General features: G+C 64.7%; 23 protein-coding genes and 2 pseudogenes. 17 read left to right on the top strand and 8 right to left on the bottom strand.

The features are described 5' to 3' along the window. The first annotated feature begins 1 nt into the window (after position 1). The 14 genes from E0W60_RS30710 to E0W60_RS30645 all read left to right on the top strand — a co-directional run bounded on the left by E0W60_RS30710 (position 2) and on the right by E0W60_RS30645 (position 15,229). A complete protein-coding gene (locus E0W60_RS30710; RefSeq protein WP_135706668.1) occupies positions 2–1,558 on the top strand; it encodes an AMP-binding protein in 1,557 nt (518 codons plus the stop codon). A 23-nt stretch (positions 1,559–1,581) separates the two neighbouring features. Then, on the top strand, positions 1,582–2,823 hold the full coding sequence (locus E0W60_RS30705) for a thiolase family protein (RefSeq protein WP_135706667.1): 1,242 nt from the start codon (positions 1,582–1,584) through the stop codon (positions 2,821–2,823). A gap of 10 nt (positions 2,824–2,833) precedes the next feature. Continuing rightward, entirely contained in the window at positions 2,834–4,183 is a 1,350-nt protein-coding gene (locus E0W60_RS30700; protein ID WP_135706666.1) for an NAD(P)/FAD-dependent oxidoreductase, read from the top strand. A 181-nt stretch (positions 4,184–4,364) separates the two neighbouring features. Next, on the top strand, positions 4,365–5,036 hold the full coding sequence (locus E0W60_RS30695; RefSeq protein WP_135706665.1) for a TetR/AcrR family transcriptional regulator: 672 nt from the start codon (positions 4,365–4,367) through the stop codon (positions 5,034–5,036). A 190-nt stretch (positions 5,037–5,226) separates the two neighbouring features. Further along, entirely contained in the window at positions 5,227–6,516 is a 1,290-nt protein-coding gene (locus E0W60_RS30690; protein WP_135706664.1) for an acyl-CoA dehydrogenase family protein, read from the top strand. A 187-nt stretch (positions 6,517–6,703) separates the two neighbouring features. Then, positions 6,704–6,973, top strand: coding sequence for a hypothetical protein (locus tag E0W60_RS30685; RefSeq protein ID WP_240746100.1), 270 nt, complete (start codon positions 6,704–6,706; stop codon positions 6,971–6,973). A gap of 24 nt (positions 6,974–6,997) precedes the next feature. Beyond that, positions 6,998–8,473: a flavin monoamine oxidase family protein gene (locus tag E0W60_RS30680; RefSeq protein WP_135706662.1), complete on the top strand. Its 1,476-nt coding sequence runs from the start codon at positions 6,998–7,000 to the stop codon at positions 8,471–8,473. A 9-nt stretch (positions 8,474–8,482) separates the two neighbouring features. Beyond that, positions 8,483–9,142, top strand: a complete 660-nt coding sequence (locus E0W60_RS30675; protein ID WP_135706661.1) for a c-type cytochrome — start codon at positions 8,483–8,485, stop codon at positions 9,140–9,142. Between the two features lie 37 nt (positions 9,143–9,179). Further along, positions 9,180–9,851, top strand: a complete 672-nt coding sequence (locus tag E0W60_RS30670) for a hypothetical protein (RefSeq protein WP_135706660.1) — start codon at positions 9,180–9,182, stop codon at positions 9,849–9,851. Between the two features lie 13 nt (positions 9,852–9,864). After that, the gene (locus E0W60_RS30665; protein WP_135706659.1) at positions 9,865–10,941 is read left to right on the top strand and encodes a phosphotransferase family protein; all 1,077 of its coding nucleotides are present in this window, start codon (positions 9,865–9,867) and stop codon (positions 10,939–10,941) included. Positions 10,942–11,119: 178 nt separating this feature from the next. Beyond that, entirely contained in the window at positions 11,120–12,238 is a 1,119-nt protein-coding gene (locus E0W60_RS30660; protein WP_135706658.1) for a Re/Si-specific NAD(P)(+) transhydrogenase subunit alpha, read from the top strand. Positions 12,239–12,258: 20 nt separating this feature from the next. Continuing rightward, complete coding sequence (locus tag E0W60_RS30655) at positions 12,259–12,600, top strand: NAD(P) transhydrogenase subunit alpha (RefSeq protein ID WP_135706657.1); 342 nt, start codon at positions 12,259–12,261, stop codon at positions 12,598–12,600. Then, a complete protein-coding gene (locus tag E0W60_RS30650) occupies positions 12,600–14,078 on the top strand; it encodes an NAD(P)(+) transhydrogenase (Re/Si-specific) subunit beta (RefSeq protein WP_135706656.1) in 1,479 nt (492 codons plus the stop codon). The genes E0W60_RS30655 and E0W60_RS30650 overlap by 1 nt, the downstream gene beginning before the upstream one ends. 224 nt (positions 14,079–14,302) lie before the next feature. After that, positions 14,303–15,229: an MBL fold metallo-hydrolase gene (locus E0W60_RS30645; protein ID WP_135706655.1), complete on the top strand. Its 927-nt coding sequence runs from the start codon at positions 14,303–14,305 to the stop codon at positions 15,227–15,229. Positions 15,230–15,342: 113 nt separating this feature from the next. Here the strand turns inward: E0W60_RS30645 and E0W60_RS30640 are convergent, their stop codons facing one another. After that, positions 15,343–16,581: a porin gene (locus tag E0W60_RS30640; RefSeq protein ID WP_135706654.1), complete on the bottom strand. Its 1,239-nt coding sequence runs from the start codon at positions 16,579–16,581 to the stop codon at positions 15,343–15,345. A 353-nt stretch (positions 16,582–16,934) separates the two neighbouring features. Between E0W60_RS30640 and E0W60_RS30635 the strand changes: the two genes are divergently transcribed. Beyond that, positions 16,935–17,594: a TetR/AcrR family transcriptional regulator gene (locus E0W60_RS30635; protein WP_135707103.1), complete on the top strand. Its 660-nt coding sequence runs from the start codon at positions 16,935–16,937 to the stop codon at positions 17,592–17,594. Between the two features lie 7 nt (positions 17,595–17,601). On the opposite strand, the gene E0W60_RS30630 is transcribed toward E0W60_RS30635, so the two are convergent. The 6 genes and pseudogenes from E0W60_RS30630 to E0W60_RS38430 all read right to left on the bottom strand — a co-directional run. Beyond that, positions 17,602–18,906: a flavin monoamine oxidase family protein gene (locus tag E0W60_RS30630; RefSeq protein ID WP_135706653.1), complete on the bottom strand. Its 1,305-nt coding sequence runs from the start codon at positions 18,904–18,906 to the stop codon at positions 17,602–17,604. A gap of 88 nt (positions 18,907–18,994) precedes the next feature. Further along, entirely contained in the window at positions 18,995–20,326 is a 1,332-nt protein-coding gene (locus tag E0W60_RS30625) for an NAD(P)/FAD-dependent oxidoreductase (RefSeq protein ID WP_135706652.1), read from the bottom strand. A 73-nt stretch (positions 20,327–20,399) separates the two neighbouring features. Beyond that, complete coding sequence (locus E0W60_RS30620; RefSeq protein WP_135706651.1) at positions 20,400–21,833, bottom strand: MFS transporter; 1,434 nt, start codon at positions 21,831–21,833, stop codon at positions 20,400–20,402. 92 nt (positions 21,834–21,925) lie between these two features. Further along, entirely contained in the window at positions 21,926–22,333 is a 408-nt protein-coding gene (locus E0W60_RS30615; RefSeq protein WP_135706650.1) for a RidA family protein, read from the bottom strand. Between the two features lie 25 nt (positions 22,334–22,358). After that, entirely contained in the window at positions 22,359–23,195 is an 837-nt protein-coding gene (locus tag E0W60_RS30610) for a phytanoyl-CoA dioxygenase family protein (protein ID WP_135706649.1), read from the bottom strand. Positions 23,196–23,369: 174 nt separating this feature from the next. After that, positions 23,370–23,432 (bottom strand): annotated as a pseudogene (locus E0W60_RS38430) (DNA-binding protein); the annotation flags it as partial. Between the two features lie 155 nt (positions 23,433–23,587). On the opposite strand from E0W60_RS38430, the pseudogene E0W60_RS30595 reads away from it, so the two are divergent. Together E0W60_RS30595 and E0W60_RS30590 are read left to right on the top strand one after the other, a co-directional pair. Further along, positions 23,588–24,388: pseudogene (locus E0W60_RS30595) on the top strand (DNA-binding protein); the annotation flags it as partial. Beyond that, entirely contained in the window at positions 24,372–24,626 is a 255-nt protein-coding gene (locus E0W60_RS30590; protein ID WP_135706648.1) for an H-NS family nucleoid-associated regulatory protein, read from the top strand. The pseudogene E0W60_RS30595 and the gene E0W60_RS30590, both read left to right, overlap by 17 nt. A gap of 71 nt (positions 24,627–24,697) precedes the next feature. Here the strand turns inward: E0W60_RS30590 and phaC are convergent, their stop codons facing one another. After that, entirely contained in the window at positions 24,698–26,272 is a 1,575-nt protein-coding gene (gene phaC / locus E0W60_RS30585; protein ID WP_135706647.1) for a class I poly(R)-hydroxyalkanoic acid synthase, read from the bottom strand. Positions 26,273–26,692 lie beyond the last annotated feature (420 nt).

Raw genomic sequence — 26,692 nt, 5'->3', positions numbered from 1 at the left:
AATGGCAATCATTGATTATTTTGACCGCGGGTTGCGCATCAATCCCCACGGCATTGCCTATATCCAGGGCGAGCGCAGCTACTCGTTCCGGGAGATTGGCGAGCTTTCCTGCCGCATCGCCAACGGGCTGCTGGCGGAAGGCTTCGGCAGGGAAACCAAGGGGGCGGTCTGGGCAGACAACGACGTCACTGCCTGGAGTTGCGCGCTGGGGCTGTGGCGAGCGGGGATGGCGTACATCCCCGTCAACGGGCGCAACGCGCCCGAGGAGAACCAGTTCATTCTTGACGCATTCGACTGCGAAGTGCTGTTCTTCCAGGAAGCGTTCGCATCGGTGATCGAGGCGCTGCGTCCCCGGCTGCCGAAGGTCAGGCTCTGGGTGTGTGTCGATGCCGCGCTGCCGTGGGCGCCATCGCTGTCCAGGTGGAGCGGGGACCAGGCCTCGAGCGCGCCGCGCATCGATTACGGCATGGACGACATCGTGACCCTGTCGGCAACGGGCGGGACGACCGGCGCGCCGAAGGGCGTGATGAACACGCACCGCGCTTACCAGACCTACTTCGCGCAGTTCATGATGGCGTACCCCTACCAGGGCGACGAGCGCCCGGTGAATCTTGCCGCAGCGCCGATGACGCATACCGCCGGGATGCTGTCGCTGCCTTGCACTGCCCGCGGCGGTACGGTGGTCGTGCTACCGAAGCCAGACCCTGCAGCCTTGATCGGCGCGATTGCGAAGCACCGGGTTACCGAGTTCTTCCTCCCGCCGACGGTGATCTACCGGCTGCTGGACATTCCGGGGATCGAGAAACAGGATTTCTCATCGCTCAAGTGCTTCCTTTATGGGGCTGCGCCCATGTCGGTGGAGAAGCTCAAGCGCGCGATCGAGGTGTTTGGCCCGGTCATGGCTGGCGGCTACGGCCAGACCGAAGCCCCGGCGTCGATCTCCTACCTGACGCCGGCCGAGCATTTTGTCGGTGGCGAACTGGCGTCCGACGAACGGCTGTCCTCGGTCGGCCGTCCCAACCCGCTGATCCGCGTGGAGATCATGGGCGAGCACGGCGAAGTCCTGCCGCAAGGCGAGACCGGCGAGATCTGCGTGCGCGGCGACCTCGTCATGAAGGGCTACTACAAGGCGCCCGAAAAGACCGCGGAGACGATCGTCGACGGCTGGCTGCACACCGGCGACATCGGCCATCTCGATGCGCAGGGCTACCTCCATATCACCGACCGCAAGAAGGACATGATCATCAGCGGCGGCTTCAACGTCTATCCGAGTGAAATCGAGCAGGTGATCTGGTCCCATCCGGCCGTACAGGACTGCGCGGTGATCGGCGTGCCCGACGAGAAGTGGGGCGAGGCGGTGAAGGCCGTGGTGGAGCTCAACGCGGGCTACGAGGTGAGCGCCGACGAACTGGTCGCGCTGTGCAAGGGCAGGCTCGGCTCGGTCAAGGCGCCGAAGAGCGTGGAATTCGTCGCTGCACTGCCGCGAAGCCCGGTCGGGAAGGTGTTGAAGAAGGATCTGAGAGAACAGTACTGGCAGGGCCAGCAACGCAAGATCTGAACCAGGCTCCGAGGAAAAGAGACATGAGCAACATTTACATCGCCGGCATCGCGATGACCGTCTTCGGCCGGCATTTCGACCTGAGCATCGAGAGCCTCGCCGGTGCCGCGCTACGCGACGCCTTGCAGGACGCCGGCTGCAGTGCCGACGCCATCGGTGCGGCTTTCTACTCCGGCATCACCAATGGCCAGCTTCAGGGGCAGTTGTCGATCCCTGGCCAGGTCGTGTTCAGCAAGATCGGCATCGAGGGCATTCCGGTGTTCAACATCGAGAACGCCTGCGCGTCCGGCAGCACGGCGGTGCATCTTGCAGTACAGCACCTCAGGGCAGGCAGTTGCGACGTCGCGCTGGCACTTGGCGCGGAGAAGATGAACGTCGCTGACAAGGCGAAGTCGTTCGCCTTGTTCGAGGCGGGATGGGACGTATCCCGCGTCGAGGAGAACTTCGCGACGCTGGCGAAGCTGGGAGAAGGCATCGAGCCGCCGCCGGGATCGGAATCCGACCGGCCCTATAGCCGCTTCATGAAGATCTATGCCGCGATGTGCCGGTATCACATGAAGACCTACGGCACGACGCAGCGGCAGATTGCGGCGGTATCGGCTAAGAACCACGGGCATTCGGTGCACAACCCGCATTCGCAGTTCCGCCAGGCGTTTACGATCGAAGAGGTGCTCGCCGCGCCGCCGATCACCTATCCGATCACGCTGCCGATGTGCGCGCCGGTCTCGGACGGTGCCGCGGCGGCAATTCTCTGCACGGAAGCGGGGCTGCGGCGCATCGGCGCCGATCGCAGTCGCTGCATCCGGATCGCGGCGAGCGTGATCCGCAGCTTTACGCATCGGCGCATCGACGAGCCGGAGAAGAATATCGGCCGCTTCGCCGCGCTTCAGGCTTATGAGCAGGCCGGCCTGGGCCCGGAAGATATCGACGTGGCAGAGGTACACGATGCCTCGGCGATGGGGGAGATCATCCAGGCCGAAAACCTGGGACTGGCGCCGCCCGGCCAGGGAGGGCCGGCAGCGGAGCGCGGGGAATTCACAATCGGCGGGCGCATTCCGATCAATACGTCTGGCGGCCTCGAATCCAAGGGCCATCCGCTCGGTGCGACAGGTATTGGCCAGCTCTACGAACTGGTCACGCAACTGCGTGGGGAAGCGGGTGCGCGACAGGTTGGCGGCGCGCGTCACGCGATTCAGGAGAACGGTGGCGGCTTGCAGGGCGTCGAAGAGGCGGCGCTGGCAATCCATATTTTGAGCAAGGAGTAAGGGAGCAGGTATGGACGGGTTCAACTGGCGAGGCGGACAGGCGTATCGGCCATTGGGAGGCTGGGTGGAGCGGCCGGATGACCTGCAGCCGCAACTCGAAGGCGACGTCAGCGCGGACGTGGTCGTTGCCGGGGGCGGCTTTGCCGGACTGTCCACCGCGCTGGAGCTTGCCGCGCGCGGGGCGAAGGTGATCGTTCTCGAACGCGAGTTCGCCGGCTTCGGCGCGAGCGGGCGCAACGCGGGCTATCTCGCGGGTGGGCAGGGGCTGGAGTACGACCTGTTTCTCAAGCGCGTGGGACAAGAGCAGGCCAGGGATATCGTGCGCTTCTACGATGAAGGCGTCGACTATGTGGAGCGCAAGCTTGCAGAGTGCGCGATCGACTGCGACTACAATGCCTCGGGGATCATCCGCGCAGGCGTCCATCCGTCCCAGGAAAGGAAGCTGCGCAGGAGCATGCGTACCGGCGTGCAACTTGGCTCTCCCGGGGAGTTTCTGGATCACGCCGCGATGCGGGCCCGCGGCATCCCGCCGGCGTTCCTGTTCGGCTGCCATGCCCCTCGAGGCGGTACGCTCGATCCCGGCAAGTATGTGCTGGGGCTGCGGCGCGCGGCGCTGCGCGCGGGCGTGAAACTCTATGAGAGTACGCCGGTGTTGTCCTGGGACGGAGGCCCCACCGTCCGGGTGCGGACTCCGAAGGGCAGTGCGAGCGCGCCGTTCCTGGTGCTTGCAACCAACGCCTATACGCCGCAACTCGGCCTGCTGCGGAACAAGGTCATGCCGCTGCGGGTGTCGGCCATCGAGACTGAGCCGTTGTCCCCGGCGCAACTGGCGTCGCTGGGCTGGCCGCGGCGCGAAGGCATCGTGACCTCGCACTGGACCATGGAAAGCCATCGGCTGACAGCGCGCGACACGCTCGTACTGACGACAAAGCGGTTGAGCTACGTCTATGGTGCGCAGACACCCAATGTGCCGGACGAAGCCTCTTACCGTGCCCTGGCCAAGACGCTGCATGAGCGGTTCCCCACGCTGGGAGACGTTGCCATCCGGTCATGCTGGAGCGGGTACATCAGCCTTGCTTACGATGCGCTGCCCGTGGTCGGCGAGGCCGGCGCCGACCGGAACATCCTCTATGCCGCCGGGTGTTCCGGGCATGGTGTAGGTACCCAGTCGCTGATGGGACTGCTGCTGGCCGAACGGATACGTGGCGCGGGACATCCGCTGCTATCGGCGTTGCACCACAAGACTCCCTCGACACTGCCCGAACCGCTGCAATGGTGCGCCGTCAATTCCGCGCTGGGCGTGGCCAACATGCTGGACGATCGGGTGAACCGCAAGGCACGCTACGCCGCGCTGTCATAGCGCTCGCCGACCATTTCCGTTCCAGCCAGGACAAAGGAGGTAAGCCGCTGCCGAAGCGAGCCGGGCGGCACGCGCGTCGACGGGCGTCAGATATAATGATGCCCGCCCAGCCTACCGCTGGCGCGATCGTTTACAAAGGGCTGAAAAGCCCTGGATCAAGGCAGACAGGATGACAGTGCCCATGGAGCAGCGCACCACCAGGAAGCGGCGCGCATCGAGCGCAGCCGCCACGGGAGCCGACCCCGACAGCTTGCGGGCCCAGGGCTTGCGCACGCGCAACGCCATCGTTCGCGTTGCCAGGAAGCTGTTGCTCGAGGGCGGCAGCCTGGACTTCTCGCTGCGTGCCGTCGCCCTCGGCGCCGGGATCAGCATCAGCAATCTCCAGTACTATTTTCCGACCAGGCAGGCCGTGCTGCGGGCGATCATGGCCCCGATCATCGACGCCTATCTCGAGGACCTCAAGCGCGCGCTGGACAGCCGTGTCTCGCCGCGCGAATCCCTCGACGCACTGCTGGAAAAGACGCTCAGCGATGCGCGGAATGTCAAGGACGCGGCGCTATGGTGGCACTTCGTCTCGCTGTCATCGACCGATCCCGAGTGCGCCCGGATGTACGAGGAATGGTATGACACGCTGACGCGCGGCATTGCGGAACTGGTGCGGTCGATCAATCCGGAACTGAAAACGGCCGACAGCCTGCACGTTGCCTCGCTACTGATCGCGCTGGCCGACGGGCTGGCGCTGCAGCTCGGCGCGGGACGGCGCAAGCGTGATTCGCGCGGGCTCGACGCGGCATATCGGGCCGCTGTCGAGCAGATCATATTCAAGGAGCGGTCGACCGAAGTGGCCGGCTAGCTGCGGCAACGCGGCGCCGCGGCGCGCGAACGCCAGAAGGCAGGGAATACCCTGTCTTTTTTTTCGCCCGTGTGTTTGGCAACATGACCTACGTTTTGTATGGTGTTCTACTAAATAGACGATAGACGACAGGCGTGCCGTATCCGCGGCAAGCCGCCACGCATGCTTCCACGACAGGAGGAGACCCAGAATGATTCGATTGCACAAGACCGCTGCGTTGCCCGTAGTCGGCCCGACCGGATTCGAGACGCCGCTGAGCGAAGAGGAAAACGCAATCCAGCAGACCGTCCATCGTTTTGCGCGTGATGTGCTGCGACCGATCGGACGGGAACTCGACCGGATGGCGCCCGAGGACGTCATCGCTCCGGGTTCTCCGTACTGGGCGGCGATGATGGAGAGCGCGAAGCTCGGTCTCGACCCGCAACTCATCGCACAGTTCCCGCCGGAGGTTGCAGTGCGCATCGAGTCGCTGATCGGCGAAGAGCTTGGCTGGGGGGATTCGGGCCTGGCCGTTTCGCTCGGCGCGGCGACCATGCCGCTGACGATGGCGCAGTCGCTCCGCAATCAGGAACTGATCGACATGTGCACCGGAAAGATCGGTTGCTGGATGAACACGCAGCCTGACCGCGGCTCCGATGCCGCGATCCTCTACCGCGAAGAACTGAGCGCGGGCGGAAAGCAGCCAGTTGGCAACGTGACCGCCAGGGTCGGTGCCGACGAGATCGTCATCAACGGACAGAGCTCGGCATGGGTGTCGAACGGGTCGGTGGCGCAGGTCGCGCTCGCTTACATGGCGGCGGACTATGGCGACGGGTTCCACGGCACGGACGAGCACGGCGCGTTTACCAACGGCATCGGGCTGATCCTGCCGCTCGACCTGCCGGGCATCTCGCGCGGCAAGCCGCTGGACAAGATCGGCCAGCGTGCGCTGCCTCAGGGCGAGATCTATTTCGACAACGTCAGGGTGCCCAGGCGCTTCGCCGTTGCGCTGAAGGACGAATACCTCGGCAACCTGGCTTCGACATGGTCGTTCGCCGGTACGCACATGTGCCAGGTCTTCGTCGGTGCGGCCCGCGCCGCGTTCGAGCTTGCGCTTTCCTATTGCCATGAGCGCAAGCAGGGCGGGGCGCTGCTGCTGGAACACCAGATGACCCAGTTGCGCGTGGGCGAGATGCTGCGACGGCTCGAGATGGCACGTGCCATCGCCCGCCGCAGCCTGGCGTTCGCGCGCCTGTCGCCACAAAGCCACCCGTATGCGACCGCGCAGGCCAAGGTCAGCGTCACCGAGGAAGCCATGAAGATCACGCACGAGGCATTTCAGCTCTTCGGCGGTAACGGTACGACGCGCGAGTTCCCGATCGAGAAGCTGTTCCGCGATGCGCGCTCGGCGCTGATCGAGGACGGGGAGAACTACGTGCTTACGTCGCGGCTGGGCGTGTTGGCCGGGCGCCTCTACCAGAACGGGTGGGCGCGGGATTAGGCGCCGAGGTCAAGTGCCGGATACCGGCCGTCGCAGCGGGCGGCCGGAGCGCGCCAGACCAATCAGCCATTTGCATGGGAATGCCGCGATGAAGTCAAGTTCCTGCTCGGGCGCGACAGCCCTGGGGCTACGGCCTGGTCCTAGTGAATTGCTCCACTTCATCCGGGCATCGGTGGCAAGGATTCGAATGGACGCCGCGGACGGCGCCGCCATCGAGCGCCGCTTGTCGAGCCTTCTGCGGCACGCGCTCGCGACAGGCTCGCCATTCGATATCGCGCTGGTATTGGGCAGCGCAGCCGAACTCATGCTGTTCCCGGAGCAGGAAGTCCTGGAGCAGTGTACGGCCGCAGTCCAGCAGGCCGATCAACAGGCGCTGCGTGGGCTCGTCTGGGCAGTCAGGCACAGAAGCATGAGAAGCGGGAAGGGCGTGCGCAGGTTCGCACTCGACCCGCAATGAGATGACAGCAAACAGCAAAGCACTATGGGCAAGATTTCGTCCTCCGACACTTCCGTAAACACACAGCGAAGGCACTTGCTGAAGATGGCGGGCGCCTCCACGGCGGCAGGGGCCGTCGGCCTGGGCCCGGGGCTGGCCAAGGCAGCCAGGGGCCGCACGCCTGAAGACGTTCTGGACGTCGCCATCATCGGCGCGGGCCTGTCGGGCCTGACTGCCGCGAGGGACTTGCGCCAGGCTGGCTGCGAGTCCTTTGTCGTGCTGGAAGCGCGCAATCGCGTGGGTGGGCGGATGCTTAACTACGACGTGGGCTCCGGACACGTTTCCGAGGTCGGGGGACAGTGGATCGGCCCCGGCCAGACGGCGGTGGCCGACCTGGCGCGCGAACTCGGTGTGGGCACGTTTCCCAGCTACTACAAGGGGAAGACGGTCGTCCTCGGTGGTGACGGCCGGCTGGAGGTCGACCTGAAGGGCACGTTTGGCAGCGATGAGGCAATCGGTGGCAAGCTCAGCAAGCTCTCGCGGGACGTGCCGTCGGGCGCGCCGTGGAAATCCGCGAAGGTCGCGGAACTGGACAAGTTGTCGGTTGGCGACTGGCTGGCGAAGCAGGCCATCAAGCCCGAGGACCGGACGGGGTGGAATGCGAGCATCGCGCTTTCCGGCGGCGTGATGCCGGCAAAAATGGGAATGCTCCATTTCCTGTCAATGATCAACTCGGCCGCCTGCGACTACATGCAGCTGGACAGCATCAAACACAGCGCCCAGGAAACACGATTTGTCGGTGGTTCGCAGGTCCTCTGCGTCAGGATGGCGCAGGCATTGGGGAAGAGGGTGCGCCTGTCGAGCCCGGTCCGGCGCATCTCGGACTGGGACCGCGAGGTCGTGATGCTGCACACGGACCAGGGCGAAGTGCGCGCACGCCAGGTCATCATGGCCCTGAGTCCACCCTTGTGCCAGCAGGTGCAATTCGATCCGCCGCTGCCGGAAAAGCGCGCCGCGCTGCAGCGCGCCTGGCCCGCCCATTCGCCGGCGCGGAAGACGGCGATGGTCTATTCCCGTCCGTTCTGGCGCGACAAGGGATTGAACGGACACATCTTCCAGGTCGACGGGCCCATTCTGTGGGCCTTCGACAACTCTCCCCCGGGGGGCGAGATCGGCGTCATCAATGCCTTCATCTCGAATGCATCGGTCCCCTCGGATCACAAGGCGGCGCAACGGTTTCTGGCAGAGATCTATGCGCGGGCCTTCGGCAGCGAGGCCTTGTCGCCGGTGTCATACCACGATCATGACTGGGGCCGTGCCGATCCTTGGACGATCACCTGTGTCTCGGCCATTCCGCCGGGCTTCTGGAGCGCTCACGGCGAGGCATTGCGGCCGCCCTGCGGCAAGCTCATCTGGTCGGGCACCGAGACGGCCGAGATCTGGGCCGGCTACATGGACGGCGCCGTGCGCTCTGGCCATCAGGCCGCCCTCCAGGTGCTCAATGCCTTGCGTCGCGCTTAGGAGACGGAAATGAAGAAACGCATATGGCTGGGCGTTCCCGCGATCGCCGTCGCCGGGCTGCTCGCATGGTTCGGCGGCGACCTCCTTGGGATCTATCGCCTCGACCGCTATATCACGGCGTCGGCTGCCGCGTATGAGACCGATGGCAGCCCGTGGCCGCGCGTGTCCGACGCCTGCATCGGCTGTCACGGCGCCAGGGGCAATTCGCTGCACCAGGGCTATCCGAGCCTGGCGGGCCAGCCGGCACCATACGTGGCGGCCCAGCTTCACAAGTTCGCCAGCGGGGAGCGGTCCGATCCGATCATGGGTCCACTGGCCAGGACGATGAGCGAGACCGAGATCAACGATCTTGCCGGCCACTTCGCCAGGCAGCCAGCCGGCGCCAACCGCTACTTCACGCCAGATGCCGGATTGCTGGAGAAGGGCAAGCGGCTGGTGGCGTCGGGAAACTGCGCCGCGTGCCACGGCAGCCAACTGATTGGGCGCGACCAGTTCCCGCGCCTCGCGGGCCAGGGCTACGAGTATCTGCTGGCGCAGTTTGATGCGTTTGCCACCGGCACGCGCGGCGAACCGACCGGGGTGATGAAAAGCGTGGCTGCGGCGGCGTCACCGGAGGACCGCAAGGCGATGGCCACTTATCTCGCCAGCCTGGCGCCGCAAAAGCCATGAACAATCCAAACCTGCAAATCGAGCCTTGGGAGTCGTGATGGACCGTAATCTCTATCTTCTCTGTTTTGCCATGTTCGTCCTCGTGGTGACGTCATTGATCCACGGCCTGAAGTTCCTCGGGAAGCGCAACTACCTGCTCGGCTTTGAATGGCTGGTCGTGACCTTCTCGGCGTCTAATTTCCTGCTTTTCGCCCTGGGCGGCGTGCAGGTCTCGTATGGCATCTCGTACTTTTGCGATGCGTTCTCACGGGGCTTCGGCATTCCCGTGGTTGCCCTGGCCGGACTGATGTCCGTTACGCATCGCTACAAGCCGTCCATCCTGATGGATGTCGTGCTCTTCGCGGGAGCGATCGCGGGGACGGCCGTGTTGTTGTCAGTCGACGCGCTGGCGCAGCCAAGGCCGTATTTCTATGTGGTGATGTGGTCGGTATTTTCGGTGTACCTGGCCTGGTTTGCCTGGAAGCTGCTCAGCGCCGGGGAAGGCTGGCATGCATTTGGCGTATTCATGGTCCTGCTGACCGGGCAAGCCATTGCATGCATCTACGATTTCCACACAATTCCCGGCGATGACGAGCAACACCTGATCTTCTTTACCCTCGCTTGCCTGACGTGGTCGTTCTTGTGTGTCGAGCTGTATTACGCGTACTGCGCGCTGGATCGCGCAGAGAAGGATGCGGAGTCGCTGGCTCCCATGCCGGCGCTTCAATGAACGGGGCGACCGGATGAGCAATGCTTCTTCAGCGTTCGCCGGCACGCAGCCGGCAAAGGAGACACTGGGCTTTGACCCGGCCGGACTTGAAGCCTGGATGGCGCGCCAGGTGGAAGGCTTTGCCGGCCCGCTGACCGTCGAGCGGTTCAGCGGTGGGCAGTCCAACCCCACTTACAAGCTGGTTACGCCGCGCCAGGCTTACGTCATGCGCGCCAAGCCGGCGCCGAAGGCAAAGCTGCTGCCGTCCGCGCACGCCATCGAGCGCGAGTTTCGTGTGATGGCGGCGCTTGCCGGCACTGAAGTGCCCGTGGCCAGGATGTATGCCCTATGCGAGGACGAAGCCGTCATCGGCCGTGCTTTCTACATCATGGAATTCGTCAATGGCCGCGTGCTATGGGATCCTGCGCTGCCTGGTATGAGCAACAGCGAGCGTACGGCGATCTACGATGAGATGAATCGCGTGATCGCGGCACTGCATCGCGTGGACTACAAAACCATCGGTCTCGCGGACTACGGTAAGCCCGGCAACTATTTCTTCCGCCAGATCGAACGATGGAGCAGGCAGTACAGGCTGTCTGAAACCGAATCGATTCCGGCGATGGATGCACTGATTGCATCGCTGCCCGACCAGATCCCGGGGGAAGCGGAGGAGCAGGTCTGCATCGTGCACGGTGACTACCGGCTCGACAACCTCATGTTCCATCCCACCGAGCCTCGCGTACTCTCGCTGCTCGACTGGGAGCTGTCGACGCTCGGCCATCCGATGGCGGACTTCAGCTATCACTGCATGAGCTGGCACATTTCTCCGGGGCCGCTGCGCGGCATGGGCGGCATCGACCGGGGCAGCCTGGGGATCCCGGATGAAGCGGCCTACCGCCACGCGTATGAGCAGCGCACCGGGCGCAAGATCTCGGGGAACTGGAACTTCTATCTCGCGTTCAGCATGTTCCGAACCGCAGGCATCCTGCAGGGGATCATGAAGCGCGTGGTGGATGGCACGGCGGCGTCGGCGCAGGCGCTCGAAGCGGGAAAGCTGGCCCGGCCGATGGCTGCGATGGCCTGGAAGTACCTGCAGAAGCAGGCGCGATGACCTGCATCCAGGGGGCTCCAGCGGCATAGGTTTGTCGGCACCGCGCTTCCGAAGCTGTCATACGGGCCTGACGCCAGGGCATCCCGCTAAATGGTAATTCGCATTACTAAGGATTACTAAGGAACCGAGCCGGGGCTCGGCCTTCTGGTGGGCTTTCGGTGCAAGGGAATTTATTGATATGCAAATTGGTATTCCGCTGGAAACACTACGCGGCGAAACTCGCGTCGCCGCCACCCCCGAGACGGTCAAGAAGTACGTCGCCCAGGGCCACAAGGTGGTCGTCCAGGCCGGCGCCGGCGTTCGCGCCAGTCAGCCCGATGGCGCGTATGAAGCGGTCGGCGCCACCATCGGCACCGCTGCCGAAGCGCTGGGAGCACAGCTGGTGCTCAAGGTGCGCGCCCCGGACGACGCGGAACTGGCACAGATGAAGCCGGGGGCCGTACTGGTGGGCATGCTCAATCCCTTCGATGCCGAGAACAACGCGCGCATGGCGGTTGCCAATGTGACCGCCTTCGCGCTCGAGGCCGCGCCGCGCACCACGCGCGCGCAGAGCATGGACGTGCTCTCGTCGCAGGCCAACATCGCCGGCTACAAGGCCGTGCTGGTGGCCGCGCACCACTACCAGCGCTTCATGCCGATGCTGATGACCGCCGCCGGCACCGTCAAGGCCGCGCGCGTGCTGATCCTGGGCGCCGGCGTGGCGGGCCTGCAGGCGATCGCCACCGCCAAGCGCCTGGGCGCGGTGATCGAAGCGTCCGACGTCCGCCCCGCTGTGAAGGAACAGATCGAATCGCTCGGCGGCAAGTTCCTCGACGTGCCGTTCCTGACCGACGAAGAGCGCGAGATCGCGCAGGGCGTGGGCGGCTATGCGCGCCCGATGCCGCCGGACTGGATGAAGCGCCAGGCCGAGCTGGTGCACCAGCGCGCGATCCAGGCCGACATCGTCATCACCACCGCGCTGATCCCGGGCCGCAAGGCGCCGGTGCTGCTGCAGGAAGCGACCGTGCAGCAGATGAAGCCGGGCTCGGTGGTGGTCGACCTGGCCGCCGCGCAGGGCGGCAACTGCCCGCTGACGGTGGCCGACCAGGTGGTCGAGCGCCATGGCGTCACCCTCATCGGCCATACCAACCTGGCCAGCATGGTCGCGGCCGACGCCTCGGCGCTTTACGCCCGCAACGTGCTGGATTTCCTCAAGCTGGTCGTCGACAAGGATGGCCAGTGCACGCTCAACCTCGAAGACGACATCGTCGCCGCCTGCCTGATGTGCCGGGACGGCCAGGTCGTGCGAGCAGGTTAAGGCAAACGAAGGAGAAGTCGATGGAGATGGTGAACCACACGGTGATCAACCTGATCATCTTCGTGCTGGCGATCTACGTGGGCTACCACGTGGTCTGGACGGTCACGCCGGCCCTGCATACGCCCCTGATGGCGGTAACCAACGCGATCTCGGCCATCATCATCGTCGGTGCGATGCTGGCCGCGGGCCTGACCGAAGGCGGCGTCGGGCGCGTGATGGGCACGCTGGCGGTGGCACTGGCCGCGGTCAACGTGTTCGGCGGCTTCCTGGTCACCCAGCGCATGCTGGAAATGTTCAAGAAGAAGGAGCCGAAGGCCAAGGCGACCGAACCCAAGCAGGCACTGGCCAGGGAGGGCGCGTAATGGCAGCCGGCCTCGTCAGCATGAACCTCGTCACCCTGCTCTACCTGGTGGCCTCGGTCTGCTTTATCCAGGCGCTCAAGGGGCTGTCGCACCCGGCCTCGGCGCGCAAGGGCAATGCCTTCGGCATGATCGGCATGGCGATCGCGGTGGTCACCACGCTGGTCCTGATCATCAAGCTCAAGAATGAGTTCCTGGCGGCCGGCACGGCGCAGTCGTCGGTGGGCTCCGGCCTGGCGCTGATCTTCGGCGCGCTGGTGGTCGGCGGTGGCATCGGCGCCTACGTGGCCAGGAAGGTGCAGATGACCAAGATGCCCGAGCTGGTCGTGGCGATGCACTCGCTGATCGGTCTCGCGGCGGTGTTCATCGCGGTGGCCGCGGTGGCCGAGCCGGCTGCGTTCGGCATCACGCCGGCAGGTTCGCACCTGATCCCGCTGGGCAACCGGATCGAGCTCTTCATCGGCTGCTTCGTCGGCGCCATCACCTTCTCCGGTTCGGTGATCGCCTTCGGTAAGCTGGCCGGGCGCTACAAGTTCCGCCTGTTCCAGGGCGCGCCGGTGGTGTTCCCCGGCCAGCACTGGCTGAACCTGCTGCTGGCGGTGGCGATGATCGGCTTCGGCGTGATCTTCTTCATGTCGCAGGCCTGGCTGCCGTTCCTGATCATGCTGGCGATCGCCTTCGTGCTCGGCGTGCTGATCATCATCCCGATCGGCGGCGCCGACATGCCGGTGGTGGTGTCGATGCTGAACTCGTACTCGGGCTGGGCGGCGGCGGGCATCGGCTTCTCGCTGAACAACCCGATGCTGATCATCGCCGGCTCGCTGGTGGGGTCAAGCGGTGCCATCCTCTCGTACATCATGTGCCGCGCGATGAACCGCTCGTTCTTCAACGTGATCCTGGGCGGCTTCGGCGGCGACGCGTCGGCAGGCGCGGCCGCCGGCGCACAGGCACAGCGCAACGTGAAGTCCGGCTCGGCCGACGATGCCGCCTTCCTGATGGGCAACGCCGAGACCGTGATCATCGTCCCCGGCTATGGCCTGGCGGTGGCGCGCGCGCAGCACGCGCTGAAGGAACTGACCGAAAAGCTGGCCGAAAAGGGCGTGACCGTGAAGTACGCGATCCACCCGGTGGCGGGCCGCATGCCCGGCCACATGAACGTGCTGCTGGCCGAGGCCGAGGTGCCATACGACCAGGTCTTCGAGATGGAAGACATCAACAGCGAGTTCGGCCAGGCCGACGTGGTGCTGGTGCTGGGCGCCAACGACGTGGTCAACCCGGCGGCCAAGACCGATCCCAAGTCGCCGATCGCCGGGATGCCGATCCTGGAGGCGTACAAGGCCAAGACCATCATCGTCAACAAGCGCTCGATGGCGGCGGGCTACGCCGGCCTGGACAACGAGCTGTTCTACATGGACAAGACCATGATGGTGTTCGGCGACGCCAAGAAGGTGGTCGAGGACATGTTCAAGGCGGTGGACTGATCCCGCTGACGACCACTGCTCGCGCTATACGGCCACTTGTCCGATACGCCGGCGATGTGCTAACCCAGGAAACTATGCGGCCTGCGTTTTCAATCACCTTCTATTCTGATGACTAATGTTATTATAAATAGACTGAAGACAGCGTTTCGCAACCCGGCCTGATCGCTCCTGGAGCATCTCGGCCGCGGGGAGACCGCAACGGACCGCCAGGGAGGACGATTGACATGAGCACAGCTTTCAGCAGTTCCGACATGCAGGGACGCATCCGGCGCGTGGATCTCGGGCGCGTTTCGGTCTTCTTAGGCGAGAAGAGCGGCAAATACCCCGACGGCAATCAGGTAGTGATACGAGGCTCGGACACTCGTGCGGCGTTCGACACCCCGCTGGTCGCGAACTATATCGGCCCCGAGTTTGACGCGACCGAACTGGTGGTGATGGGCCATGTGCATGAGGACCATATGGCTGGATTGCATCGTCTCCCGCATGCATCGGTCTATGTGCACGAGGGGGATTTGCCAGCGGCAAGGAGCTGGGATGGCATGATCGCCGCTTTCGGCAATGCGGACTATGCATCGGAGACGCTGCTCAAGTTTCAGCGAGAGTTCTTTTATGCGCCGCGGCCCGATGCGCAAGGCTACGTGGACGGCGCATACTGGGATCTTGGGCAGGCCGGCATCCGCGCGTTTCACCTGCCAGGGCACACCGCGGGCCACACCGTGCTTCTTGTCGAACCGGAGGGGGTGGCTTTCACGGGCGACATCGACCTGACCGGATTCGGGCCTTACTATGGCGACGCGGGATCCAGCCTGGCGGACTTCCGTCGCAGCCTGGCACGGCTGCCCGAGATTCCGGCCAAGGCTTGGGTTACGTCCCATCACCGGGGCGTCTACACCGATCGCGAGCGCTTCCTGCGTGATCTCGCGGCCTATGCGGCCAAGCTGGACGAGCGCGAACAGCGCCTGATGGCCATGCTGCGCGAATCGCCAAAGACACTGGCGCAGCTGGTCGACCGGCGGCTGCTGTATCCGCCTGGCTATGAAGGCTTGTGGGTGGTCAACGCCGAGACCCGTACGATTTCCCAGCATCTGGCGGAGCTGCTGGCCGACGGACGGGTTGAGAAGAACGAAGACGGCGTCTACCGGTTGGGATGACATACCCTGAGGACCGCCGCCATGGTGGTCCTCGCGCCATGTCCCGATGCGGAACGCTGAAGCAACGCCGCATCGGGTTGGCATCGGCCAAGGTTTGACGATATCCGTCGTGCTCAGAAGTTGTGGCGGATACCCAGTGCTGCGCCGAACATGCTGTTCTTGCCGGCACCGGGCTGGTAACCGTTGTTGAACGCAATGGATGCGGTGTCCAGGCACAGGCCGGCATTCCTGGCGTAAGCGGTGGTCAGGTACAGGTCCGTACGCTTGGAGAGGCGGTAGTCGGCAATGAACATCAGTTGCCTCGGATTGCCGGCAGGCCTCAGCGCCGGCAGGGTCGAGGACCGGAACGTCTGGTAGTAGTAGTCCAGCGTCAGGCTCAGGGCAGGCGTCATTTCGTAGTAGACGCCAGCCCAGTACAGGTTGTCGCGCGTCAGTGTCTGCCCCGGCGCGGTCGACATGCCCCAGCGGTATCCACTCATGAAGATCGCGGGCCCGACGGCGTAGCTGGCTGCTGCGGCGGCCTTCTTGAAGGTGCCGGTACCGGCGAAGCCGTTGGTGCCGATGATGCTCGGGTTCACCTGGTCATAGGTCACGGTGGCGCTGAACGACCCTGCCGTATAGGACGCCCGGGCGCCATAGCCGGTATCGCGGCGAAACTGGCCCGGAACCTCTCCCGAGCCGCCAAGCCGGCCGAGGTCCACGGTGCCGCTGCTCCCGCCGGTGCCAAAGCTCCAGTGGGCCCCGACGCTGACCGGACCAAAGGTCCCGGAATACTTGAGGGTGTTGTCTTCGCGGTACACCGGCCCGATCTGGGCGATGACAGGTTCATACAGGCTCGACATGGCCGCCGGCGAGAAGTTGGCCAGTGCCTCGAGCATCGAGGTGTATTGGCGCCCGAAGGTGATCTTGCCGTAGGTGGCGCTCTGCAGGCCGACGAATGCCTGCCGGCCAAACAGGCGGCCGCCTTGCTGCAGGGTGCCATTGTCGCCGCCTACGCCGCTTTCCAGCACAAAGACGCTGCTCAGGCCGCCGCCGATATCTTCAACGCCGCGCAAACCCCATCGCGAACCAGACAGGCCTTCGCCGTTCAGCGCGTATCGATTGGCCGAGCCGCCGCCCGCGCTCTTTAAGTTGGTGTCGATTTCAAGGTTGGTGTCCAGCGTCCCGTACAAGGTGATGGATGACTGGGCATGTGCCGCGCCTGCGAAGACACCAAGTGCTGCCAGTGCGATGACAGGCGTCGTGCCCCAGTTGCGTGCCACGCTGCGCGGCACTCGGTGTTTCTCCTCACGACGCTGTTCCCTGACGACAGCACCATCCTTGCTCAACCCATTGCGCCTGAATGCATCCATCAACCATCTCCCTGTTTGTCAGTTGCCTGGCGGCCGCATGCAAAGGCATCGGCCGCGCACTCTTTCTGAAGTCCTGCCCGGCGATTCGCGCGAATCGTGAATTAACATAACGTGTGTAATGTTAAATAAAAAGGACGGGTATTCCCTGCGTGGTCCCGGCAAGGAGAGGGGGGCAGGGGCGGACACAGGCTGCGCGTCCCGGATGGAACGGGCTGCACCCGGGCGTTGCCGGAGGCAAGAACGCTGAAGGGGCTAGAATCGGAACATAACGTCAATTCTGTAAAATCAGGCTTCTGGCGGCTAACCGGCGGCATCCAGTGATCGAAATCCTCCTCAAGAGACAGAACAGAACAATGGACAGAGACGACGATATCGAGCAGGTCTCAACCCGGGGTCGTCCGGTCGGCGACCGCGAAGCGAAGCGCAAGGAGCTGCTGCGCGCGGCATCCATGGTGATTGCACAGGAGGGATACGCCAACGCATCGCTGCGCAAGGTTGCCAAGCATGCGGGCTACACCACTGGGGCGGTGACGTATTACTTCGCGAACAAGGAAGAGCTGGTCGTGGCGCTGATGGAGAGCGCATTTGACCGTTTCGACGCGATGCTGGAGTCGGCCCGGGAAAGCGGTGACATCCTTGCGCCGTTCGAAAGCTGGATCAGGCTGACGGACCGCAGCACGAGGTTCTGGCCGGCGACATCGGAGTTGCTGGCGCAGGGGCGCCACGAGCCTGCGTTTGCGGAAGTCATCGCCAGGCGCTACGCGCGTTATCGCCGCTTGCTCACTGCCATTGTCAAGGACGCTCAGGAGAAAGGGACGGTCCGCAATGATATTCCGGCGGACATCCTCACCGATCAGCTCGTTGCCATGGGGGACGGGTGGATGATGATGTATCCCATCGAGCCCAAGCGATTCACGCCAAAGCGAATGCGGGCGCTCATCGATGCGCTGGCGGTGCTGGTTGCGCCCGTGCCGGGCGAGCAGAATCCTGGCGGACGGGCGGTGCGCGCGTAGCACGGCATCAGCGGTGGCCAGCGCCATCCAAAGCGCGGGCGACGTCAGCGGCAGCCCTGGTGCCGGTCTCGATGGCACCGTCGATGCCGCCAACCCCGATCGGTGCGATGTCCGCTCCCGCGAAGTGGATGCGGCCGTGGGGTTGTCGCATCAAGGGAGCTGCGTGCGTCAGATTGCCGGGGCGGTGATGCATCCATCCGCCTTTGGAGAACGGGTCGTTCGCCCAATCCTGGCAGACCGTGTCCACCACTTCGATGTCCGGGATAAAGTCCCGCAGCGCCTGCTGTACTGCCTCGCGGTCATTCCCGTCCAGCGTTGAGGCATCGGCGCAGAAGCACACCACCAGCGTATCGCCATCGTCGCGCCGTTCGGCATGGGCGGTATTGATGGGATGCTTGCCCGCCGGCGCATAGATTACGAAGGGCTCGATCTCGCCCTTGACCCGTACCCAGATCTTGCTGGGCAGGATCGGGTTCTTTTGCTCGATCATGGCGCGCACGGGTTGCGGCAGTGCAGGCGTGACGGAAAGCTCGCTCAGCAGATTCAGCGGCAATGCCACCACGGCGCGCCGGGCCCGGATACGCTCTCCATCGCGGGTGGTCACGATGACCTCATGCCCGTTGTCATCGACAGCGGCCACCGGCGTCGAGAGGCGCAACTCGGCGGCCGACTCGGCGCTCATGGCGTCGATCAGGCGGCCGGTGCCGCCCTCGATCGGCCAGTGCCCGGCGATTTCCTTGAACGCGCTCCAGCTGCCGAAGCAGATCGCGCACCAGAACAGCAGTTGCGCGAGCCCCTGCTCGTGTTCGGCACAAACCAGGATGGACATCGCGTTGACCAGCAGGTCACGGTCGTGCGCGGAGAGTTCAAGCGCGTCAAGCCGGTCGCCGATGGTCTGCTTGTCGATCGCGCCGACATCGGCGGCTGCGAGGTCATCCACCTGGGGAAAGTGCGTCCGGGCATCGGCAAAGAAGCGGGCGACCAGCGGCGCGGTCAGTTGGTGGAGTTGCTCCCACGTCCCGGCGTGCACCACGCCGTCGGCGTACCAGTAGGCCCTGGTCACCGGCATCGGTTTGGCCAGCCCGATGCCATAGCGCTTGAGTTCGCGCCACACATGCGCCTGGGTCCAGTGCACGTAGGTGCCGCCCAGATCGAGGTGCAGGCCGAGGGCCTTTCCCCACCAGGTCCGGCCGCCAATCCGGTCACGCGCCTCGAGCAGGACCACCGAATGGCCTGCCATGCTGAGGTCCCGTGCGGCAGTCACGCCTGCGAAGCCAGCGCCAATCACGGCGACATCGTACAGATCTGTCATGAGTATTTCCGTAGCGAATTTCAGTTAATGCAGGGGTCCCGCAAGTCCCCGCTGTCATGCCATCGCGTAGCATCCCCCAGCGCATGCCTCATGCGGCGCGCGCCTTGCGGTTCGAGCGTTCATCGAGCCTGCTTGCGACCTTCAGGGCGGCGTTCAGCGCGAACCAGCGCAGCGGCTCGGGCAGCGTCGTGGGCGGGCTGTGTTGCATCAGCATCGCAAGCAGCGGGTTCTCGATGCCGCAGATCCTCTCGGCCAGCATGTGTCCGACCATGCCCTGTGTGCCGACGCCGTGGCCGGAGCATCCCGCCGCGTAGTAGATGTTCCGGTCCGCTCGGGTGGTGCCGATCACCGGCAGGCCATCGTCGGCATAGCTGATGTAGCCGCTCCAGCAGCGCCGGATGGCGATACCCCTCAAGGGTGGAAAGCGGTCGTGCAGGGCCATCCGCAGCGCCCGGTACTGGGCGTGCTCCGGCACATCCGGCGTCTGCGAGCCGAACGGGTAGCGCAGGCGCTTGGTCGTCACGACCAGCGTGTTGCGCGCCGTCAGGCGATGGCTCTCCATGACCCAGAGCATGGTGGTGATGCCTTCGCGACGATGCCACCCAAGCGCTGCCAGCTGGACGGGGGAAAGCGGTTCGGTCTCCATGGCCGAGAGCCGCAACGGCACCACCTTGTCCGCGAGCGGGCCGAGCTGGGGCGTATAGGCGTTGGTGGCCAGGATCATGACCGGCGCGCTGACACTGCCGCGCGGCGTCTGCACCTTGACGACTGGTCCTTCGGTGAAGGACAGCAACGGCGTGTTCTCGTGGATCGTGACGCCTGCCCGCAGGGCCGCGCGCCGCAGGCCCAGGACGTACTTGCCGGGATCGAGCGTGCCGCCGTTCGACACGTAGCTGCCGAACAGGAACGCTGGCGGGATGCCACGTGCGCGCATCTCGGCCTGGTCCAGATATTCCGATGGGCATCCGAGTTCGGCGCTGATGCGCATATCGTCGCGCACCCTGCCTTCCTGCGAGGGGTCGATGCCGGCACGGATCAGTCCCGACTGGTTGTAGTCACAGTCGATCCCGTACTCCGCGAACTTGCCTTCGGCGAAGCTGACGCCGTCCTGGTAGAAGCGCACGATCTGCTTCGCTTTCTCATGGCCTGCGCGCTTGAGGAAACGGTCGAGCTTGAGTCCCTGACCGCCGGCGAGATAGCCCGCGTTGCGGCTGCTCGCTCCATAGCCGCAGAATTCGCGTTCGAGGACGACCACCTTCACGCGGTGCCGGGCAAGCTCCAGCGCCGCGCAAAGGCCGGCAAAGCCGGCGCCGACGATGACCACATTGGCGTTGGTGTGGCCCTCGAGCGGTGGCTGCAGATCGGCCGGCTTTTCTATCCAGCCGCCCAGCGTTCGATATGTCTTGAAGTCTTCAGTCACGTTGCCGCGTTCCTTTATCTGGAGATTCGTGCTGCCGGGACACAACCACCCGGTACTTGACGGCAATGCCGTGTCAGGCGGCCATGGGCGTGTCCGGGGATTGGCGCGCTCCGTTTGCAGCGCCGGACCCTTCGTCGGTAACGGCTTCCAGCGAGCGGTTGGTCGTGCGCGGGCCGAACAGGGCAACGGGGATGGAGAAGACGATGTAGCAGGCTGCCGCCGCGAGCATTACGCCCGCCATGCCGCTTGCCGAGAACAGCGCGGCGCCCAGGACGCCGGCGGCCGCTCCGCCGAACCGCCCGCCGGAAATCACGATGCCGCTGCCCAGGGCGCGCAGCTGCGTCGGAATCGTCTCCGGAATATAGGTGTAGTACGCATTGACAACGAGCCCGGTGATGATGGACGCGAGACCGCCCGCACCGATCACCGTCCAGTTGGTGGCCGAGATGCCGAGCACGACCAACGGCAGGGCGCTGAGCACGGACACGACAAGGATGGTGGACTTGCGTTCATACCGGTCGAGAAACAGCATGGCGACGAACGGCGTGACGCCATAAATCACGTTCCATAGGAACAGGATGAAATACGCATCTTCCTCGGAGTACTTGAGGCTGTACACGAGCGAGTAGACGCCCCACTGCCCGAACAGGTAGTAGGCCAAGGTGGCGCCGAAATAGCCGAGCGTGAGAACGGCTATGGTTCGCAGAACGGCCTTGTCGTTGATGAGGTCGCGTAGCGTTGGTGCTGCGGCGTTCTGTTGAGTTGCGGCAATTCCGGGTTCGTCGAGCGGACCGCGGCGCAGTGCGCGTGCTTCCAGTTCTCTGACGATGCGTTCGGCGCGGTCGGACCACCCGCGCGAGACACACCAGCGCACCGATTCCGGCAGGATGAAGCGTGCCAGGGGCGCAATCAGCAGGCCGATGCTGCCAGCCAGGAACAGGTTGCGCCAGGCACCGGTACTGCTGTGCGGGAGATAGAACATCGCCAGCGCCGCAGCCCCGATGCCGGAGACCACGAACCCGATCGTCACGATGGAGACGAAGCGGCCACGAGCCTTGCCGGGAAACATCTCGGCGATATAGACAAGCAGCACCGATGTGGCGGCCTGCACGCCGATACCCGTGACGACGCGGGAGGCCAGTATGGTCTCGTAGGTAGGCGCGAACGCCGTCGCCAACGCGCCCAGCGAGTACAGGACGGTGGTCCATACCAGCACCGAGCGTCGTCCCCATCTGTCAGACAGTCTTCCTCCCACCAGCGCTCCGATGATCATCCCGATGAAAAACGCGCTGCTGATGAGGCCGATCTGCTCCGTACTCAGATTGGTATGGGCTTTGATCGTCGGACTGGCGTAGGCAAAGATGGCGTTGTCGTAATACTCCAGCATCAGGTTGGCCGCGAGCAGCGCGGCCCAGACGTAGTGGCAAGCCATCACCGGCAGGCGGTCAAGCCTCGCAAGAATGCTGGATGGCTTATCCGGTCTGACGACCGTATTGGGACGATTCATGTTTGTGTCTCCATCAGCTTTGTCGATGTTTTTTTCTTTTGGGATCGTGTGCCGCGACCTAAGTGTGCAAACGGGGCCGCGGCTTCTGGCTGTCAGCCGGCGCCGCAGCCGGCGACCGCAATGGCGCGTATCTCGACGAGGAACTCGGGGCGGGCCAGCTGGCTTACGCCCACGCCTGTCCACGAGGGATAGCGGTCGGGGAGGTATTCATCCTTGACCTTCACAAACGCCTGGATGTCGCCGCGCAGGTCGGTGTGGAAAGTCATGATCTCCACGATGTCGGCCATGCTGGCTCCCGCGGCTTCGAGGACCGTCTTCAGATTTTCAAATGCCTGCCGGGCCTGCGCTTCCATTCCCTGGCCCACCGTGGCTGTCGCCAGATCGAAGCCCACCTGGCCGGACACCCAGATCATGTCGCCGACACGGGTCGCCGACGAGAAATGAAGCTGGTCGTAGTGCCTTGCCTGCGCGAGGCCGGGATTGATCATTTGTCGTTTCATGGCTGCTCCTCCGAGCAAGGCGATATCAGGCGATCTGGCGGAAGACAGGCGAGCGGAACGGCTCGCCTTCATTGAGCCTGGCCATTTCTTCCCTGAAGAGGGGCCCGTTGCGGGCATAGCGCGGGTTCGATAGAGGCAGGGCGCGGAATGTCGCGTCGTCACCGAAGAAGCGCAGCACCAGGGTATGGCGGGTCGGACAGCCGGCGTCGACGGCGGCGCCTCCGTGCAGCGAACGCGGATGCAGGAAGACGACGTCGCCAGGCGTCACGCCCCAGGAGAGCACGTCCCACGCATTGGGATCTTCGGCGAGTTCCTTGTCGATATACGGCAGGCGGGGCAGGGTGCCGTCGCCGTACAGCGGATCGGTCGGGTCATCGGCATTCGCGAAACTGGCCCCGTCGTACTGGATGCCGAGATGGGAGCCGCGAACTATCTCCAGCGAATTCTTCTTGGGAATGGCCTGGAAGGTGATCCACGCGTTGCCCCAGTGCTGGCCGGCCCACGGGAGGTTCGCCGTGTCCTGATGCCACGGCCCGCGGCCGCTTTGGCCACCTTCCTTGGCGAACACCTCCTCGGCGAAATACCAGACATGCTCCGATCCCCATAGCTCCTGGAATATCCTTCCGAACGGCAGCGTCGTGACCAGATCGTCAAGCTTGTCCTTGACGACCGGATTGGCGTTATCGATGTGGGTCTGCAGGCTGGTGCCGTCCAGCGAGCGGAAGTGATACGGCCCCGGGTTGGCGACGTTCCACTTGAACGCCTCGTAGCACTGCGCGAGCTGCGTCGGGTCGAGGCAGTTCTCTACCAGTACGGCGCCGTCATGGCGAAACGCCTCTCGTTGGGATGGGCTGGTGAGCATGATGGGTCTCCTTTATTCCTCGGTGATGGACGCTGGCCGGCGTGATGCAAGAACAATAACTCGCAATCCGACTTAACACAACATCTGTTGTGTTAATGTGTGAGCCGTGCTGGAAGACTTACGCGATGAGGTCGACGGGTGGCTGACTTGGCTGGATCGTCGCTTTGATCGTCAGATGTCCTTCAACGCCTCCGGCAAGTCGGGATGGTCGATGGTGACGCGCGTGCGCCCGCGCAGTTCCTGCCAGAACGCCCTTGGAAGCTGCGGCGACCCTCGAGCTCTCGCAACCGATCATTGACGATCTGACGCCGCCCGCCCCGCTTCGAGCCGGGCCTGGGTCGCCGCGTGCGCCTGCCGCTCTGCGGCCAGCGTCGCCTGACCCTCCTCGATGGACGCCGCGCGCCAAACCCAGCTGCGCGACAAGCGCCGCGGCTTCCTCGCGCGCCAGCGCGGTGTCGGCGTGCGCGGCATCGCGCTCGGCTTCGGCAGCGCTGGCGGCGGCGCGGGCCTCGGCGCGCAGCGTGGCCAGCTCGCCGATGGCAGCCTCGTTGGCCGCCTGCCAGATGGTCTGCACCGCCCCGGCCGCAATGGACGCTGCCGGGCGGCAGTTGGCGGAACTGCGTACCCAATTCTCGACCGAGCTCGCGCGCGCCCGCGAGCAGGTGACCCTTGCCCAGGAACGGGCCGAGGCCAGCGAGCGGCGCGCTTTGCGCGAACTGGACGCCGAGCGGACCGCGCGCCAGCAGAGCGAGCGCACGCGCGGCGAACTGGTGGCGGCGCGCAGCGCGGCCCGCGACGCGGCGGTGGCGCAGGCCGAAGTCCGGGCCCGGCTCGAGGCCCAGGCCGCGGCGCTCGCCGATCGGCTCGCCAGCGCCGAGCAGGCGCAGCGCAAATCCGCCAACGACCTGGACGCGGTGCAGACGGAGTTGGCCGCAGCACAGCGCCGGGCGGAGCGCGCCGAAGCCGAGGCGGCGCTGGCGCGCCAGCTGCTGGCAGAATTGCGGGTAAGACCACCCGCACGAGAGGGTGGTGCGCGGCGGCGCAAGGCCGGGAGCCCGGCGCCGGCCGAGCAGGCGGCGCTAGGCGAAAAACCGGACGAACAGCAGGACGACAAGCAGGGCGCGCCGACGGCCGCCACCAACTCGGAAGACGGCAGCGACAGCAGTGACGACAGCAATGACAGCAAAAACTGAGCGGGCGGCGGCGATCCGCTGGATCCAGAATGAGATGGCCGACTACGGGCTGACCATGGAGGAACTGGAAGCGGCGGGGTGCTTCGATCCCTCGCCGCCACCCGCACCCGCGCCCCCGCCTGTGGTCTGCTACCGCAACGCGGCGGGACAGAGTTGGGACGGGCAGGGCGACATGCCCGACTGGCTGCGGCGGGCGGTCAATGCGGGGCAGTCGGTGGAGTTTTTCCGGGTCGAGTAGCACCGCCTCGCACGCCCCGAGTACGAATACCCCAATTGCGTGTCGCCGGGCGTGACGTAGCGCCTTCAAATTCAGTCGTGGCGAACCCTGACATAGCGCCCAGGCGCCCGTTCGAGCGGCCGGTGGCGGTCATTGCCCGGCCCCGCCGGCGCCGGCATCTTCTTCCCGGCATGGCGACGCAGCCACTGGCTCCAGTGTATCCACCAGCTCCCGGGTATCGCTTCCGCGCGCGACAACCATTCGTCAGCGTTCGCGCCGGGCTTTTTCCCTGCCCAAAAATTGCGCTTGCCGGCGGACGGAGGATTGATGACGCCGGCAATATGGCCGCTGGCGCCGAGTACGAACTGTGAGTCGCCGCCCAGAAGTTGCGTGGCGCGGTACGCCGATCGCCAAGGCACCAGGTGGTCGCTCTGCGCGGCGAGAATGTAGCTGGGCATGTCGACCTTTCCCAGATCCAGCATCTGCCCGCACACAGCCAGCCGGTCAGGTTCGCATAGCCTGTTTTCCAGGTAACCGTTGCGCAACAGCCAGGCAAACATCGGCCCCGGCAGGTTGGTCGTGTCCGCATTCCAGTAGAGCAGATCAAACGGCTCTGGTTGCTGCCCCTTGAGATAGTTGTTGACCACGTAGGGCCAGACGAGGTCGTTGGCTCGCAGCAGCTGGAACACGAAGCCGAGGTCCTTGCCCCGCAGAATGCCGCCGCCGCCAATGGCCTGCTCGTAGTGGCTGACGACCGGAGCGCTGACAAACGCTCCGAGATCGCCCGGCTCCTCGAAATCCAGCAGAGTGGTGAGCAAGGTCATGCTGGCCACCTTCGCTTCCGAGCGCGCTCGCATCACCGCCAGCGCCGATGCCAGCAGGGTGCCGCCGATGCACCAGCCAAGCGTATTCGCTTGGTCGGCGCCGCTGATTTCCAGCGCGACGTCGATAGCCTGCATGACCCCTTGCTCGAGATAGTCGTCCCAACTCGTATCCTTCAGCTCCAGGCACGGGTTGCGCCACGACACCAGGAAGACGGTGTACCCCTGCTCACAGGCGAAGCGTACGAATGAATTGGCAGGCTGGAGATCGAGTATATAGAACTTGTTGACGCAGGGCGGCACGATCACCAGCGGCCTCGATGCCACGTGGCTGGTCAGCGGCGCGTACTGGATCAGTTGCATGAGCTCGCATTCGAACACCACCGATCCCTGCGAGACGGCCACGTTGCGCCCAACTTCGAACGCTGCCTCGTCGGTGATAGCGATGCGGCCGCGCTCCAGGTCCGAGAGCAGGTTGGCGAGGCCGGCGCGCAGGCTTTCACCGCCTGATTCCAGCGCCTGCCTGGCGGCTTCGGGGTTGGTAGCGGCGAAGTTTGCGGGGCACATCATGTCAATGAGCTGGCCGGTGAAGAAGCGCAGCTTTTGCTTCTCCGTGTCACCGAGGTCGATGGCCTCGACCATCGCGGCCAGCCAGCGCGAGTTGGCCGAGTAGGCCTGCTTGAGTGCGCCGTACCACGGATGCTCGTGCCATTCCGGCGCCTGGAACCTGCGGTCGCCGTTTTCAGCCGCGATAGCCGGAGCAAGGGTCAGCACATTGGCCCAGTCCTGAGCAGCCCTGAAATATGCCTGGAATAGCGCGTCCGAATGGTAAAGCCGGGGGGGCATGCAATTCTCCGGGAAGTGTGGTCAATGCGGTGTCAGGCACCGCCTGGCGCAGTTGAGTCGGGCCGTTGGAGTCGCCACGCTCGCACTGCGCCATCGTGTTTGGATCACACCATAAACCGAACTCGCGATGCGCCCCCCTCCCGCGACGGGGGGGCGGAACCATTGCGGAGGTGGGCATGAATGCTGTGCGTGTTTGGAACCGGCATGTCGAAACCCTGCTGTCCCCATACGGACAGCTAGCGAGTGGCCGCTGCCTTCCTCCATTCGCGTGCGCTTGGTCGGGAAGGCGCACGGTGTTGTAGCAACTTCAGACGACTAAAAAAAATGCTCCGGCATAGCCGGAGCGGAAGCTCTTCGCCCGGATCCGACCCCTGACGAAGTGTTTTCATGGCTTGCACAGCTATGAACGCAACGGTGGTG

Source organism: Cupriavidus oxalaticus, assembly GCF_004768545.1.
Classification (GTDB): Bacteria; Pseudomonadota; Gammaproteobacteria; order Burkholderiales; family Burkholderiaceae; genus Cupriavidus; species Cupriavidus oxalaticus_A.
The sequence above is the reverse complement of the archived record's forward strand: the minus strand, read 5'-3'. Positions and strand labels throughout refer to the sequence as shown.

What these genes read in the sequence shown, in the direction of transcription:
- E0W60_RS30710 (WP_135706668.1), top strand. Translation starts at nt 2, where the DNA reads ATGGCAATCATTGATTATTTTGACCGCGGGTTGCGCATCAATCCCCAC.
- E0W60_RS30705 (WP_135706667.1), top strand. Translation starts at nt 1,582, where the DNA reads ATGAGCAACATTTACATCGCCGGCATCGCGATGACCGTCTTCGGCCGG.
- E0W60_RS30700 (WP_135706666.1), top strand. Translation starts at nt 2,834, where the DNA reads ATGGACGGGTTCAACTGGCGAGGCGGACAGGCGTATCGGCCATTGGGA.
- E0W60_RS30695 (WP_135706665.1), top strand. Translation starts at nt 4,365, where the DNA reads ATGGAGCAGCGCACCACCAGGAAGCGGCGCGCATCGAGCGCAGCCGCC.
- E0W60_RS30690 (WP_135706664.1), top strand. Translation starts at nt 5,227, where the DNA reads ATGATTCGATTGCACAAGACCGCTGCGTTGCCCGTAGTCGGCCCGACC.
- E0W60_RS30685 (WP_240746100.1), top strand. Translation starts at nt 6,704, where the DNA reads ATGGACGCCGCGGACGGCGCCGCCATCGAGCGCCGCTTGTCGAGCCTT.
- E0W60_RS30680 (WP_135706662.1), top strand. Translation starts at nt 6,998, where the DNA reads ATGGGCAAGATTTCGTCCTCCGACACTTCCGTAAACACACAGCGAAGG.
- E0W60_RS30675 (WP_135706661.1), top strand. Translation starts at nt 8,483, where the DNA reads ATGAAGAAACGCATATGGCTGGGCGTTCCCGCGATCGCCGTCGCCGGG.
- E0W60_RS30670 (WP_135706660.1), top strand. Translation starts at nt 9,180, where the DNA reads ATGGACCGTAATCTCTATCTTCTCTGTTTTGCCATGTTCGTCCTCGTG.
- E0W60_RS30665 (WP_135706659.1), top strand. Translation starts at nt 9,865, where the DNA reads ATGAGCAATGCTTCTTCAGCGTTCGCCGGCACGCAGCCGGCAAAGGAG.
- E0W60_RS30660 (WP_135706658.1), top strand. Translation starts at nt 11,120, where the DNA reads ATGCAAATTGGTATTCCGCTGGAAACACTACGCGGCGAAACTCGCGTC.
- E0W60_RS30655 (WP_135706657.1), top strand. Translation starts at nt 12,259, where the DNA reads ATGGAGATGGTGAACCACACGGTGATCAACCTGATCATCTTCGTGCTG.
- E0W60_RS30650 (WP_135706656.1), top strand. Translation starts at nt 12,600, where the DNA reads ATGGCAGCCGGCCTCGTCAGCATGAACCTCGTCACCCTGCTCTACCTG.
- E0W60_RS30645 (WP_135706655.1), top strand. Translation starts at nt 14,303, where the DNA reads ATGAGCACAGCTTTCAGCAGTTCCGACATGCAGGGACGCATCCGGCGC.
- E0W60_RS30640 (WP_135706654.1), bottom strand. Translation starts at nt 16,581, where the DNA reads ATGGATGCATTCAGGCGCAATGGGTTGAGCAAGGATGGTGCTGTCGTC.
- E0W60_RS30635 (WP_135707103.1), top strand. Translation starts at nt 16,935, where the DNA reads ATGGACAGAGACGACGATATCGAGCAGGTCTCAACCCGGGGTCGTCCG.
- E0W60_RS30630 (WP_135706653.1), bottom strand. Translation starts at nt 18,906, where the DNA reads ATGACAGATCTGTACGATGTCGCCGTGATTGGCGCTGGCTTCGCAGGC.
- E0W60_RS30620 (WP_135706651.1), bottom strand. Translation starts at nt 21,833, where the DNA reads ATGAATCGTCCCAATACGGTCGTCAGACCGGATAAGCCATCCAGCATT.
- E0W60_RS30615 (WP_135706650.1), bottom strand. Translation starts at nt 22,333, where the DNA reads ATGAAACGACAAATGATCAATCCCGGCCTCGCGCAGGCAAGGCACTAC.
- E0W60_RS30610 (WP_135706649.1), bottom strand. Translation starts at nt 23,195, where the DNA reads ATGCTCACCAGCCCATCCCAACGAGAGGCGTTTCGCCATGACGGCGCC.
- E0W60_RS30590 (WP_135706648.1), top strand. Translation starts at nt 24,372, where the DNA reads ATGACAGCAAAAACTGAGCGGGCGGCGGCGATCCGCTGGATCCAGAAT.
- phaC (WP_135706647.1), bottom strand. Translation starts at nt 26,272, where the DNA reads ATGCCCCCCCGGCTTTACCATTCGGACGCGCTATTCCAGGCATATTTC.